This is a genomic window from Salinarimonas sp. NSM (assembly GCF_052380005.1).
Classification (GTDB): domain Bacteria; phylum Pseudomonadota; class Alphaproteobacteria; order Rhizobiales; family Beijerinckiaceae; genus Salinarimonas.
Genome location: NZ_JBQTCJ010000001.1, coordinates 21458 through 35499 on the forward strand (window position 1 = coordinate 21458; position 14042 = coordinate 35499).

Below are 14042 nucleotides of genomic sequence, written 5' to 3' on the forward strand. Positions count from 1 at the left end.
CCTCCCGGCCGATGCCCCTCGCCGACGCCCGCCCCGCCGACCCGTCCAGCCCGCACCCGCGCGCGGGCGCGGTGCGGCGGCTCGATCCGGTGCTCGTCGACCGCATCGCCGCGGGGGAGGTGGTGGAGCGGCCGGCCGCGGCGGTGAAGGAGCTCGTCGAGAACGCCATCGACGCCGGCGCGACGGCGATCGCGGTCGAGATCGAAGGGGGCGGGCGCCGGCTGATCCGCGTCGTCGACGATGGGCGCGGCATGACCGCCGAGGACCTCGCCCTCGCGGTCGAGCGCCACGCCACCTCGAAGCTGCCGGACGGCGACCTCTCCGCCATCGGCACGCTGGGCTTCCGCGGCGAGGCGCTGCCCTCGATCGGCGCGGTGAGCCGGCTCGGCATCACGACCCGCACCCGCGACGCCGAGACCGGCCTCGCCCTCGTCGTCGACGCCGGCGCCAAGGGCGAGATCCGCCCCGCGCCGGCGCGGCCGGGCACGCGGGTCGAGGTCGCGGACCTGTTCCACGCGACGCCGGCCCGGCTGAAGTTCCTCAAGTCCGACCGCGCCGAGGCGCTCGCGGTCTCCGAGGTGGTCAAGCGCCTCGCCGTGGCGCATCCGCAGATCCGCTTCGCGCTCTCGGGAGACGGCGTCGGCGCGCTCTCCTGCCCGCCCGAGGAGCCCGGTCCCGAGGGCCTCGCGCGCCGGCTCGCGCGGGTGCTCGGGCGCGACTTTCCCGAGAACGCCGCCCCCGTCGACGCCGCCCGCGAGGGCTTCGCGCTCTCGGGCCACGTCGGGCTTCCGACCTATCACCGCGGCACCGGCGGGGCGATCCACTTCGTCGTCAACGGCCGTCCGGTCCGCGACAAGCTCCTGCTCGGCGCGGTACGCGGCGCCTATGCCGACGTGATGGCGTCGGACCGCCACCCGGCGCTCGCGCTGTTCATCGCCTGCGATCCGCGCATGGTCGACGTCAACGTCCATCCGGCCAAGACCGAGGTGCGCTTCCGCGACCCCGGCCTCGTGCGCGCGCTCGTCGTCTCCGCGATCCGCGAGGCTCTGGCGCGTGCGGGCCACCGCGCCTCGACCACGCTCGGGGGCGACGCGCTCGCCGCCCTGCGCACCCACACCGGCGCGAGCGCCTTCGCCCGCCATGCGCCGGCCCCGGTGCGTCCGCAGCCGATCGGGCGCTCCTGGCAGGCGCCGCACGCGGTGGGCGACGGAGGGTTCGAGGAAGGCGGCCAGGCGGCCTATGGCGCTGCGACCCAGCCGGGCTTCGGCTTCGCGCCCTCGGCGGACGCCCGCGCCGCGGCGTCGTCGCACGGGGAGGCCCCCGGCTTTCTCGAGGGGGCGCCCGCGCCCGAGGACCACCCGCTCGGCGCAGCCCGCGCGCAGCTGCACGAGACCTACATCCTCGCCCAGACCCGCGACGGCATCGTGCTGGTCGACATGCACGCCGCCCACGAGCGGCTCGTCTACGAGCGGCTCAAGCGCGAGCGGGCGGGCGAGACCGGCGGCGCGGGCGTCGCGCGCCAGATGCTGCTCGTCCCCGAAATCGTCGAGCTCGACCCCGACGACGCCGCGCGCGTCGCGGACGCGGCGCCGGCGCTGGAGACGCTGGGCCTCGTCGTCGAGGGCTTCGGCACGGGCGCCGTGTGCGTGCGCGAGACCCCGGCCGCCCTCGGGCGCCCGGACGTCCGTGCGCTCGTGCGCGACCTCGCCGATGCGCTCGCCGAGAACGACCAGGCGGGCGACGGCCGGGCCGGCTCGGACCTCCTGGCGCGCCGCCGCGACGCGCTCCTGTCGCGCATGGCCTGCCACGGCTCGATCCGCGCGGGGCGCCGCCTCAAGCCCGAGGAGATGGACGCGCTCCTGCGCGAAATGGAGGCGACCCCGCTCTCCGGCCAATGCAACCATGGCCGCCCCACCTTCGTCTCGCTCAGCCTCGCGGACATCGAGAAGCTGTTCGGGCGGCGGTGAAGGGGGCGTCTCCCGCGCCATTCCCCTTCCCTTTCGCGCGTTTCCCGCTAGGCTCCCGCCGTCGCCAGCGGGGGAGCGCGAAGACCATGGAATGGATCATCCTCGGCGTCGTCGCCGTGATCGTCGTCTACGGCATCGTCACCTACAACGGGCTCGTGGCCATGCGCCAGCGGGTCGACCAGGCCTATGCGGACATCGACGTGCAGCTGCATCAGCGCCACGACCTCGTGCCCAACCTGGTCGAGACGGTGAAGGGCTACGCCGCGCACGAGCGCGAGACGCTCGACGCGGTGATCACCGCGCGCAACCGCGCCACGAGCGCGAGCGGGCCCGCCGATCAGGCCGCCGCGGAGGGGATGCTCACCGGCGCGCTGGGGCGGCTGTTCGCGCTCGCCGAGGCCTACCCGGACCTCAAGGCGAACCAGAACTTCCTCTCGCTGCAGGGCGAGCTCTCCAGCGTCGAGGACAAGCTCGCTGCGGCGCGGCGCTTCTTCAACAACGCGGTGAGCGAGTTCAACGCGGCGATCCAGTCCTTCCCCGCGGTGCTGTTCGCCCGCCAGCTCGGCTTCTCCGAGCGCGAGTTCTTCGACGTCGGCGAGGATCGCCGCGCGGAGATGAGCGTCGCGCCGCAGGTGAAGTTCTGACGACGGCGTGACGAGGCCGGTGCGCCGAGGAGGCGGCCATGACGCCCGTCTTCGGGCTCTACACCCACATTCGCGCGAACCGCATCCGCTCGGTCCTGCTCGTGGCGGGCCTGTTCGCGCTCGTGCTCCTCGTCGGCTGGGCGGTCGCGCTCGCTCTCGTCGCGGCCGGGGACGCGTCGGGCGCGCCGCCGGAGGCGATCGCGGCGGGGGCCTTCGACACCTACGTGCTCTGGACCCCCTGGCTCGTGCTCGGCACGCTGGCCTGGGTCGGGATCTCGGTCGCGCTCAACACCCGCATCGTTGCGGCCACCACCGGCGCACGCACGCTGGCACGCGAGGACGATCCCCGGCTCTACGGGATGCTGGAGACGCTGTGCATCTCGCGCGGCATGACGACGCCGCGGCTCGAGATCGTGGAGAGCGACGCGCTCAACGCCTACGCGTCGGGCCTCACCGAGAAGCAATATGCGGTCACGCTCACCCGCGGGCTCGTCGAGCGGCTCGACGACGCGGAGCTCGAGGCGGTGATGGCGCACGAGCTCACCCACATCCGCAACGAGGACGTGAGGCTCATGGTCGTCGCCGTGGTGATCGCCGGGGTGATCGGGCTCGTGGGCGAGATCGTCTTCCGCTCGCTGCGATTCGGGATGTGGCGGCGGGGGTCGAGCCGCTCGCGCGGGAGCGGCGGCAGCGGAGGCGGTGGCGGTGGCGGGCGGGGCGCGGTGATCGCGATCGCGATCGCCGTCGTGATCATCCTCGTCGCCTGGGTCGCCTCCCTCGCGATCCGCTTCGCGCTCTCGCGGGCGCGCGAGTACATGGCGGACGCCGGCGCCGTAGAGCTGACCAAGAACCCCGACGCGATGATCTCCGCGCTCCTGAAGATCAAGGGCAACGCGGATCTCGCGCGGGCGCCCGCGAGCGTCATGGAGATGTGCGTCGAGAACCCCCGGCGCGGCTTCACCGCGCTTCTGTCGACCCACCCCTCGATCGAGGACCGGGTCGCGGCGCTGGTGCGCAATGCCGGCGGGCGGATGCCGCCCGAGGCGGCGGAGCCGGAAGGGCCGGTGCCCGCGCCGCGCTCGCCGTGGTGAGGGCTGGCGGGACGCCCGCTCAGCGGGAGCGGGCGTCGGATTCGTCGTCGACCGTCACGTCGGCGAGCGCCGCATCCATGAAGGCGGCGAGCTCGTCGTCTGCCGCGTCCGCGGCTGCCACGATGAGTGATCGACGCCTGCATTCCTCGGCGAAACCGCCAGCGCCGACGCCGGAATGCGCTGCTTCGGCCTCCCGCAGGCACGGCGTGCCGTGCCGCTCCCGTTCCCGTCGCGAACCGCTCATCCGCGCCCCCCGTCACCCCCCATGCTGCTCGACGGCGCCGCCGCGCGCACGTCGTCGTCCACGTCCGCCTCGAAGCGGGTGAAGTTCTCGCGGAACATGGCGACGAGCTTGGCCGCCGTCTGCGCGAACTGCGCCTTGTTCTGCCAGGTCTTCACCGGGTAGAGGATGTGCGGCTCGATGCCCGGGACCGAGGTCGGCACGGCGAAGCCGAAATACGGGTCCTGCCGGAAGTCCGCCTTCGCCAGCGAGCCGTCGAGCGCCGCCGAGAGCAGGCGGCGCGTCACGCGGATCGGCATGCGCCGGCCGACCCCGTGCATGCCCCCGGTCCAGCCGGTGTTGACGAGCCAGCAGTCGACGTGGTGGCGCGCGATCAGCTCGCGCAGCATGTTGCCGTAGACCGACGGCGGGCGCGGCATGAACGGCGCGCCGAAGCAGGTCGAGAACGTCGCCTGCGGCTCCGTCACGCCCTTCTCCGTGCCCGCGACCTTCGCCGTGTAGCCGGAGAGGAAATGGTACATCGCCTCGGCCGACGTGAGCTTGGCGATCGGCGGCAGGACGCCGAAGGCGTCGCAGGTGAGCATGACGATGTTCTTGGGCTGGCCCGCGCGCCCGCTCTCCACGGCGCCGGGGATGAACTCGAGCGGGTAGGCGCAGCGCGTGTTCTCGGTCTTGGACGCGTCGTCGAAGTCCGGCTCGCGGGTATGCGGGTCGACGACGACGTTCTCGAGCACCGTGCCGAAGCGCCGCGTGGTGGCGTAGATCTCCGGCTCGGCGTCGGCCGAGAGGCGGATCGTCTTGGCGTAGCAGCCGCCCTCGAAGTTGAACACGCCCTGCTGGCCCCAGCCGTGCTCGTCGTCGCCGATGAGCGGGCGGGCGGGATCATTGGAGAGCGTGGTCTTGCCGGTGCCGGAGAGGCCGAAGAACAGCGCCACGTCCTGCGGGCTCGACATGTTGGCCGAGCAGTGCATCGGCATGACGCCCTTCTCCGGCAGGACGAAGTTCAGGTAGGTGAAGACCGACTTCTTCATCTCGCCCGCGTAGGACGTGCCGCCGATCAGCACGATCTTGCGGGTGAGGTCCATGGCGATGACCGTCTGTGAGCGGCAGCCGTGGCGGGCGGGGTCGGCCTCGAAGCTCGGCAGGTCGATGATGGTCAGCTCCGGCACGAAGCTGCGCACCGTCTCCAGCTCGGGGCGGCGCAGCAGGTTCCTGATGAACAGCGAGTGCCAGGCGAGCTCCGTGTAGACGCGGGTGCGCACGCGGTGGTTCGGGTCCGCGCCGCCGAACAGGTCCTGCGCGAACAGCTCCCTGCCCTGCGCATGTGCCCGGAAGTCCTCGAGCAGGGTGTCGAACTGCGCGGGCGTGATCGCTCCGTTGGCGTCCCACCACACGGCATCCTCGGTCGTCGCGTCGCGCACCAGGAACTTGTCCTTGGGCGAGCGGCCCGTGTGCACGCCCGTCTCGGCGAGGAGCGCCCCGCCGGCCGCCAGCCGCGCCTCGCCGCGCGCGATGGACAGCTCGGTGAGCGCGGGCGCCTCGAGGTTCCAGTGCACGCGCGCGAGCCCGCGCAGGCCGATCGTGTCCGCGCCCTGGGCGCTGTTGTAGACGCCGAGATTCTCCACTTGCTCCATCCTCCTCGCATGCTGGTCCGCGACGGCGGGCGTACGGCGAACGCTACGGAAACGCCCGTGCGGCGCGTCCGGATGCGCACGGACGTTCACCCGCCGCGCGCAGCCGCATCGGTTTAGGCCTTAGCGCGGTGAGCGGCAACCGCACCGAAGGGTGGATGCGACATGCGGCGAGGGCATCCGTCAGCGGCAGAGGAAGAGCATCACCGAGAGTAATCCATCACATCTACGTGATATGCTTGCTGTATATAATATAAACCTATTTCTAGTTGCCATAATGCCGACATCATTCATCCGCTACCTGGTCCCGTGAACGCAATCCGGGGATGCTTCAATGACACACACCTCATGGACGCAGCCGCTCCACCTTCATCTCGACGATCGGACCCGCGATCGCCTCGCGACCTGCCTGCGCGACATCGTCTATCCGGCCGCGGGATTCGAGGCCTACGTCGAGACGATACGCGCGGCGTTCGCGCCGCTGACGGACGTCTTCGCGCCGGTCCGCGCCTTCCTGGACGAGGGGACGCCGGCCGACAGGCGGCCCGGCGCGATCAAGATCACGAACCTTCCCCTGTCCACCGCAATCCCGAAGCCGCCGCTCGATGCGTCGGCGCTCACGCGCATCGACAAGCCCGACTACCTGTCCGAGAACCTCCTCACCGCGATCGCCTCCCTGTTCGGCGAGCCGTACTCGATGCACTGCGAGGGGCGCGGCCTCGTCAACAACCTGATCCCGACCCGGACGACGTCGGAGCAGATCACCGGCCTCGGCGCCTCGTCCGACCTGAGGTTCCACGCCGAGAATGCCGCCCTTCGCTTCCTCACGGAGCGCGACTGTGCGCCGGCTGCGCTCTTCCTCCTCGGTGTCGCGCAGGAGCCGACCCCGCCGCGAACCCGCCTGAGCGACGCACGTGCGGCGCTCGCGCTCGTCGATTCCGCCGATCGAGAGTTGCTGGCGCAACCGCTCTACGCCATCAAGCTGCCCTATCGCTGGCGCGGCTACCGGCCGGGCTACGACACGCTCTCGACACGCCTCGTGCCGCTCGTCGAGGAGGACGAGCGGGGTCTCGTCGTCCACGCCGCCTTCTACGGCGACATGATCGCGCACGTTGTCGATGCCGCGGCCGAGCGCGCCGCGCGTGCCTTCGAGGCGGCCTTGGAGGAGGTCTCCCACGACGTGATCGTCTCTCCCGGCGAGCTGATCGGCATCGACAACCGCACGACCCTGTACGCGCGAACGCCCTTCCGCGCCACGTTCGACGAGGAAGGGCGCGCCCGACGGTGGGTGCAGCGCGTGTTCGTGACGAAGGATCTGCGCGCCTTCTCCGACTGGGACGCGCCACAGGAGCGGGTCTACGCCCCGCGCTTCGAGGTCGCCAGCTCAACCGCCGCAGCGTAGAGGCCAGACCACTACACAAAGCCGCTCGCCGCTGCTAGAAAGCAACCTCTGAACGCTAGATCGGGGCTCCGATGCGCGACCTGCTCACTCGCCTGCACCGCAACGGGCCGACGATCCTCGCCTTCGGCATCGTCCTGGGCCTCGCCGTTCCGTCTCTAGCCGAGCTGGCGCGGCCGGCTCTCCCTGCGACCGTATTCGCCTTCGTGCTCGGAACGTTGCTGCGGGTGGAGCCGTCCGCGATCCTGGCGCAGGTCCGGCGGCCGAGGATCGCGCTCGCGCTGCCGTGCGCGATCGCGTTCCTGGCACCGGCGCTCGCGGCGGTCGCCGTCTCGCTCGCGGGCCTCCCCGCCGACCTCGCGCTGGCGATCGTCCTCGGCGCCGCCGCTCCCCCGACGACGACGACGATCGCCGTGGCGCGCATGCTCGGGCTGGACGGCGCTCCCCCGCTCGCCGCGATGCTGGTCGCGACCTTCGCCGCACCCCTCACCGTTCCCCTCGTGGCCGACCTGTTCGGCGGCCCGCGGATCAGCGCGCTCGACCTCGCGCAGGGGCTCGTCCTCCTCGTCGGCGGCGCGATAGTGACGGCCGCGCTGCTGCGGCGATTCGCGGCCGGGCCGCTCGCCCGGAACGGCGTCGTGATCGACGCCGCGATCGTGGTCTCTCTGCTCGTCTTCTCGCTCGCGACGATGGCGGGGGTGCGCGCGAGCATCGAGGCGGAGCCGGCCTTCGCTCTGGGCGTCATCGCCCTCGCCTACGCGACGAACCTCGGTCTCCAGGCGGTCGGCGCCGCACTCTTCCCGGGGGACGGCGCGACCCGGCTCGTCACCGGGCTTACGCTCGGGAACAAGAACGTCGGGCTCGTGTGGGCCGCGCTCGGGGCGCAGATCAGCCCGACCATGGCCCTGTACTTCGCCGCCTGCCAGCTGCCGATCTTCACCCTCCCGCGTGCCGCCCAATGGGTGCTCGGCGCGATCCGTCGCCGTGAGGCCCGGTACGCGTCCACCGGCAGACCGACGCCGAACCGAGGAGCCCCGCGATGATCGATCTCTTCCCCGATCGGTCCCCGGCCCGGCGCCGCAAGCTCGTCGTCGAGAACATCGGCCTCCTCCTCTCCGGGCGGCTCGAGCAGCCGATCCTCGACGCCGACACGATCGTCGCCGTCGGCGGCACGATCACCGCGGTGGGACGGCGCGCCGACTGCGACGTCGAGGAGGCGGACATCGTCGTCGATGCGCGCGGCACGACCGTGTGCCCCGGCCTGATCGACGGCCACACGCATCCGACGCTCGGCGAGCACAGTCCACGCACGGACAACCATTCCTGGATACACCATTGCCTGCACGGCGGCACGACCACGATGATCTCGGCGGGCGAGGTGCACGTCGCCGGTCGGCCGACCGATCGAATCGGGGTGAAGGCGCTCGCCATCGCCGCGCAGCGCAGCTTCGCGGCGGCGCGCCCCTCCGGCGTCAAGATGATCGCCGGCGCGCCGCTGCTCGAGGAGGGGTTGCTCGAGGAGGATTTCCGGGAGCTCGCGGAGGCGGGTGTCGAGCTCGTCGGCGAGGTCGGGATCGGCTCGGTCGCCGACGTCGAGACCGCGCGCACGATGGTCGGATGGGCGCGCGCGAACGGGATGCGCTGCCTCACCCACACCGGCGGCCCCTCGATTCCCGGCTCGCGGCTCATGACGGCGGAGGAGATACTCGCCATCGACCCGGACGTGATCGGGCACATCAACGGCGGGCACACCGCCTTCGCGCATTCGCAGATCCGCTGCCTGTGCGAGGGCTGCTCGCGGGCGATCGAGATCGTCCACAACGGCAACGCCTTCGCGGCGCTCTACGCCCTGAGGACCGCGACCGAGATGGGGCAGCTCGAGCGGATCGTGCTCGGCACCGACGCGCCGTCCGGCGCGGGCGTGCCGGCGCTCGGCATGCTGCGGCTCGTCGCCATGCTGTCGAGCTTCGGCGAGCTGCCGGCCGAGCAGGTCTTCTGCTTCGCGACCGGCAACACGGCGCGCGTGCACGGCCTCCCGCAGGGGATCTTGGCGCCGGACCGGCCTGCCGATCTCGTGATCATGGACCGGGCGCAGGGCACGGCGGGGCGCACGCTGCTCGACAGCGTCGCGCTGGGCGACCTGCCGGGCATCGGCATGGTCCTGATCGACGGCGTGCCCGTGCTGCGCCCCTCGCGCAACACGCCCCCCGCGACGACCCTTCCCGAGGCCCGCCGGAAGCCCCTCTGAAACCCTCCGGCCCCCTCGACCGTACCTCTCCCCGTCCAGGCACGAGGAAGGGGAGCGCACATGATCGCGGCGCACACGGAACGGCGGATGCTGCAGGGGGCGATCCTGCTCGCCGGCTGCGTTCCCGTCTTCGCCGGGCTCGCCGGCGTGACGACGGGGACCGGGTTCGTCGGGAGCGGGAGCGGCGACGCTCTCGCGCGCGCCATCCCGCTGGAGAGCCACGTGCGCTACCTGTCGGGCTTGCTCCTCGGCATCGGGCTCGCCTTCTGGGCGGCGGTGCCGCGGATCGAGGCGCACGGCGCCCGCGTGCGGCTGCTCGCCGGCATCGTCGTGATCGGTGGCCTCGCCCGCGTGCTCGGCGTCGTGGCCGACGGCCCGGCGGACGGGCCGATGACCGCGGCGCTCGCGATGGAGCTCGGCGTCACCCCGGCGCTCGCGCTCTGGCAGGGCCGCGTCGCCCGGCGCTGGGGGCCGGTAATGGCGGCGAGGCGCAACGCCGTCGACGCCTATTCGGCGGGCGTCGGCGCCCCCGCAGCGGGCGAGACGCGTTCGCCGGTCTCGGTCAGCTCGGGCTCGAGCTCCCGGCGCGACAGGAGCGTGTAGAAGGTCGGCACGACGAAGAGCGTGAACAGCGTGCCCACCGTGATGCCGGAGAAGATCACGAGGCCCATCGAGAAGCGCGCCGCCGCGCCGGCGCCCTCCGCCGTCATCAGCGGCACGACGCCGAGCGCGGTCGCCGCCGTCGTCATCAGGATCGGCCGCAGGCGCAGCTTGGCGGAGGCGACCATCGCCGCCTCGCGGGTCAGGCCCTTTTCGCGGCGCAGCTGGTTGGCGAACTCGACGAGCAGGATGCCGTGCTTGGTGATGAGCCCGATCAAGGTGATCAGCCCGACCTGCGTGTAGATGTTGAGCGTCGAGAGGCCGAGGTTGAGCGGCACGATGACGCCGAAGATCGACAGGGGCACCGACATCAGGATGACGAACGGGTCGCGGAAGCTCTCGAACTGGGCGGCGAGCACGAGGTAGATCACCACGATCGCGAGCGCGAAGGCGATGGCGATCGTGTTGCCCTCGCCCACCTCCAGGCGGGACTGGGCCGCGTAGTCGATGTAGAAGCCGTCCGGCAGGACTCGCTCGGCGATCGCGACGATCTCCGCGAGGCCGTCGCCGGTGGAGACGCCCGGCAGCGGCAGCGCCGATATGGTCGCGGAGTTGAGCTGGTTGAACTGCTCGATCGTCGCCGCGGCGACTCCGGTGTCGATGTTCGCGATGGCCGAGAGCGGCACCATGTCGCCGCTCGTCGAGCGGACGTAGAGGTCGCCGAGCCGCTCCGGATTGCTCCGGTATTCCGCCGGAACCTGCATGATCACGTCGTAGCTGTTCGAATCCCGGTCGAACTGCGAGATCGCGCCGCCGCCGACGAGGAGGCCGAGCGTGGCGCCCACCTGGGACGCCGGCACGTTCAGCGCCGCCGCACGGTCGCGGTCGATCGTTACCACGACCTCCGTCGTGTCGAAGGACAGCGAGTTCTGCACCACGATGAAGCGGCCCGACCCCTGCGCCTCCTGGCGGATACGCTCGGCGATCTCGTAGACGTTCGCCGGCGTGCTCGTCGTCTGGATGACGACCGAGATCGGCAGCCCGCCGCCGGCGCCCGGCAGGGTCGGCGGCGCGAAGACGAAGGCCTCGACGCCGGTGATGCCGGCGATGCGCGCCTGGAGGTCCTGCTGGATCTCCGCCTGGCTGCGTGCGCGCTCGGCCCAGTCGTCGAACGCCCACAGGGCGATGCCCGAGTTCGTCTGCCCGCCGAAGCCGACGATGGAGAAGTTCGCCGACAGCTCGGGCAGGTCCTGCGTGCGCGCGCGCATCTCGTCGATGTAGATACGGGTGTAGTCCGATGTGGCGTAGGCGGGCGCGTTGACGATGGAGAACAGCGCGCCGACGTCCTCCTCCGGCGCGAGCTCGCTCGAGGTCTTGGTGAACAGGAAGCCGGTGACGCCCACGAGCGCGACCACGACGAAGATCGTCACCGCACGGTAGCGCAGCGACCCGGCGACGCGGCGTTCGTACCAGCCCTCCAGCCCGCCGAAGCCGCGGTCGAGCGCGACCTGGAAGCGGCTGTGGCCGGCCTTGAGCACGCGCGCCGCCATCATCGGCGAGATGGTGAGCGCGACGACGCCGGAGATGAAGACCGCGCCCGCGAGCGTCACCGCGAACTCGCGAAACAGCGCACCGGTGAGGCCGCCGGTGAAGAACAGCGGCGTGAACACGGCCACCAGCGTCAGCATCATCGCGACGATGGAGGTGAACAGCTCCTTCATGGAGACGAAGGCGGCGCGCGCGGGGTTCATCCCCTCGTCGACATGGCGCTGCACGTTCTCGACGACGATGATCGCGTCGTCGACCACGAGGCCGATGGCGAGCACCATCGCGAGCAGCGTGAGCAGGTTGATGGAGTAGCCCATCAGGAGCAGGATGAAGAGCGTGCCGACGAGCGAGAGCGGGATCGCGACGAGCGGCAGCGACACGGCCCGGAACGAGCCGAGGAAGAGGAGCGTGATCACCGCCACGATCACGGTGGCCTCGATGATCGTGCGGAAGACCTCGTCGATCGAGGCGCCGATCTGCTCGGTCGAGTCGTACATGAGCGTCAGGCTCATGCCGTCCGGCAGCGTCGCCTGGATGGCCGGGACCTCGGCGAGCACGGCGGCGGCCATGTCGAGCGGGTTCGCGCCCGGGGTCGGATAGAGGCCGATGAAGGTGCCCGGCTCGCCGTTGAAGTTCACGATCGTGTCGGTCGATTCCGCCGCGAGCTCGATCCGCGCCACGTCGCGCAGGCGCACCACGTCGTCGCCCTGGCCCGACAGCGGCAGCTGGGCGAACGCGTCCGGCGTCTGCAGCGTCGAGCGCATGGTGATCGGGTAGGTGACGAGCTCGTTGCGCGTGCGCCCGGGCGCGGAGAGGAAGTTCGAGGCGTCGATCGCCTGGCGCACCTCGGCCGCCGTCAGCCCGCGGGCGGCGAGCCGCACGGGGTCGATCCAGACCCGCATGGCGTACTTGGCGCCGCCGAGCACCTCGGTCTCCGCCACGCCGGGAATCGTCGACATGCGCGGGCGGATGACGCGCTCGATGTACTCCGTCACCTGCTCCGCGGTCATGTTCGGGTTCTGCACCGCGAAGTACATGGTCGCGAAGGTCATGCCCGTGCCCTTCACGATCGCCGGATCCTCGGCGTCGGGAGGCAGGCTCGAGCGCACCTCGTTGACCTTCGACATCACCTCCGTGAGCGCGGCGTCGGGATCGGAGCCGAGCCGCATGTTGACGGTCACGACCGAAGCCGAGGGCCGCGACTGCGTGGTGACGTAGTCGACGTTCTCCGTCGTCGCGACCGCGCGCGCGATCGGCGAGGTGACGAAACCCTGGATAAGCTCGGCGGAGGCGCCGGGATAGAGCGTCGTGATCGTCACGACGGTCTCGTCCACCTCCGGGTACTGGCGCGTCTGCAGGCCGAACAGGCCCTGGAAGCCCAGCAGCAGGATCAGGAGGCCCAGCACCGTCGAGAGGACCGGGCGCTTGATGAAGATGTCGGAGGGGCTCATCGGGCGGCGCTCGCGGCTTCGGGGGCGTCTTCTCCGGCGACGTCTTCCGCGGAGGCGTCGCCCGCCTCCTCGAGGACGACGGGCATGGCGTTGGACAGCCGGTTCTGGCCGGCGACGACGACGCGGTCGCCGGGCTCGAGGCCCGAGACGATCTCGATCAGCCCCTCGGCGCGACGGCCGGGCTGGACGAAGGCCTGGTCGAGGACCAGTCCCTCGCCCTCGTCGGCCGCCACGACGCGGTAGACGAAGTCGCCGTAGAGGCTCGACACCAGCGCGGTCTGCGGCACGGCGACGACGCCCTCCTCCCGCGGCTGCTCGATGGCGATGCGCACGAACTGGCCCGGCGTGAGCACGCCGCCCTCGTTCGACACCGCGCCGCGTACCGCGAAGAGCCGGCTCGCCGGGTCGACCCGCGGGTCGATGCCGATGATCTCGCCGGTGATCTCGCCGGCGACGCCCTCGCCGGAGACGCGGATCGGCTGGCCGATGGCCACGTCGGGCAGGCGCTGCTCGGGCAGCGAGAAGTCGACGCGCATCGTGTCGAGGTCCTGGAGCGTGGCGACGACCGTGCCCGGGGTGATGTACTGCCCGAGCTCGACGCGGGGCAGGCCGATCGTGCCCGAGAACGGCGCCACGAGGCGGCGCTGCTCCAGCACCGCCACCGCGCGGGCGAGCTGCGCCTCCGAGGAACGGGCCGCCGATTCGGCGTTGGCGACGTTCACCTCCGTGCCGGCGCCGCGCGAGCGCAGGTCCCGGGCGCGGGCGAGGTCCTGCTCGTCGAGCGCGAGGCGCGTGCGCGCGGCGTCCACGTCCGCCCGCTGCACGGCGTCGTCGAGCCGCACCAGCAACGCGCCCGCCTCGACCTCCTCGTTCGAGGCGAAGGCGATCTCGCGCACGATCCCGGCCGCCTCCACCGTCAGCTCGACGCCGCGCGCGGCGTTGACGGTGCCGATCGTCTCGATCGTGGGGCGCCAGGTGGCGGGCTCGAGCGTGACCGCGGATACGGTCGCCGGCTGGACGGGCATGTTCGCGAAGAAGTCCGCGATCATCCGGTCGCGGAACAGGTTGAACCCGACGAGCCCGCCGCCGACGAGGGCGACGAGGACGATGGCGATCAGGAAGCGCTTGATCATGGCTGGGCTCGTGGTCGGGAAACGCGGGGTCGGGAAACGCAGGACCGGGAAACGCGCGACGGGGCGAGGCGCTTGCACGGGGAAGCCGG

The 14042-nt window shown here is 71.7% G+C and carries 11 protein-coding genes; 7 read left to right on the plus strand and 4 right to left on the minus strand.

The genetic code is table 11. The annotated features are described in order from the left end of the window. Positions 1-11 precede the first annotated feature (11 nt). From mutL to ACTZWW_RS00135, 3 genes are all read left to right on the plus strand, one after another. Positions 12-1967 carry a DNA mismatch repair endonuclease MutL gene (gene mutL, locus ACTZWW_RS00125; protein ID WP_444779117.1) on the plus strand — a complete coding sequence of 652 codons (1956 nt, stop codon included), beginning with the start codon at positions 12-14 and terminating at the stop codon, positions 1965-1967. Between the two features lie 86 nt (positions 1968-2053). After that, positions 2054-2611, plus strand: a complete 558-nt coding sequence (locus ACTZWW_RS00130; protein WP_444778893.1) for a LemA family protein — start codon at positions 2054-2056, stop codon at positions 2609-2611. A gap of 38 nt (positions 2612-2649) precedes the next feature. Beyond that, positions 2650-3702 (plus strand): M48 family metalloprotease, encoded by a 1053-nt coding sequence (locus ACTZWW_RS00135; protein ID WP_444778894.1) that lies wholly within the window; start codon positions 2650-2652, stop codon positions 3700-3702. Positions 3703-3721: 19 nt separating this feature from the next. On the opposite strand, the gene ACTZWW_RS00140 is transcribed toward ACTZWW_RS00135, so the two are convergent. Next, positions 3722-3946: an antitoxin MazE-like protein gene (locus ACTZWW_RS00140; protein ID WP_444778895.1), complete on the minus strand. Its 225-nt coding sequence runs from the start codon at positions 3944-3946 to the stop codon at positions 3722-3724. Then, on the minus strand, positions 3943-5577 hold the full coding sequence (locus tag ACTZWW_RS00145) for a phosphoenolpyruvate carboxykinase (protein WP_444778896.1): 1635 nt from the start codon (positions 5575-5577) through the stop codon (positions 3943-3945). The genes ACTZWW_RS00140 and ACTZWW_RS00145 overlap by 4 nt, the downstream gene beginning before the upstream one ends. Positions 5578-5908: 331 nt before the next feature. On the opposite strand from ACTZWW_RS00145, the gene ACTZWW_RS00150 reads away from it, so the two are divergent. The 4 genes from ACTZWW_RS00150 to ACTZWW_RS00165 all read left to right on the plus strand — a co-directional run bounded on the left by ACTZWW_RS00150 (position 5909) and on the right by ACTZWW_RS00165 (position 9824). Then, positions 5909-6976 (plus strand): TauD/TfdA family dioxygenase, encoded by a 1068-nt coding sequence (locus ACTZWW_RS00150; protein WP_444778897.1) that lies wholly within the window; start codon positions 5909-5911, stop codon positions 6974-6976. 71 nt (positions 6977-7047) lie between these two features. Continuing rightward, entirely contained in the window at positions 7048-8016 is a 969-nt protein-coding gene (locus tag ACTZWW_RS00155) for a hypothetical protein (RefSeq protein WP_444778898.1), read from the plus strand. Beyond that, positions 8013-9221, plus strand: a complete 1209-nt coding sequence (locus ACTZWW_RS00160) for an amidohydrolase family protein (RefSeq protein WP_444778899.1) — start codon at positions 8013-8015, stop codon at positions 9219-9221. Before ACTZWW_RS00155 ends, ACTZWW_RS00160 begins: the two co-directional genes overlap by 4 nt. A 60-nt stretch (positions 9222-9281) precedes the next feature. Continuing rightward, positions 9282-9824, plus strand: a complete 543-nt coding sequence (locus ACTZWW_RS00165) for a DUF4345 domain-containing protein (RefSeq protein ID WP_444778900.1) — start codon at positions 9282-9284, stop codon at positions 9822-9824. Here the strand turns inward: ACTZWW_RS00165 and ACTZWW_RS00170 are convergent. After that, positions 9728-12820, minus strand: a complete 3093-nt coding sequence (locus ACTZWW_RS00170; RefSeq protein WP_444778901.1) for an efflux RND transporter permease subunit — start codon at positions 12818-12820, stop codon at positions 9728-9730. The two genes, ACTZWW_RS00165 and ACTZWW_RS00170, sit on opposite strands and share 97 nt — an antisense overlap. Further along, complete coding sequence (locus ACTZWW_RS00175) at positions 12817-13953, minus strand: efflux RND transporter periplasmic adaptor subunit (protein ID WP_444778902.1); 1137 nt, start codon at positions 13951-13953, stop codon at positions 12817-12819. Before ACTZWW_RS00175 ends, ACTZWW_RS00170 begins: the two co-directional genes overlap by 4 nt. Positions 13954-14042 lie beyond the last annotated feature (89 nt).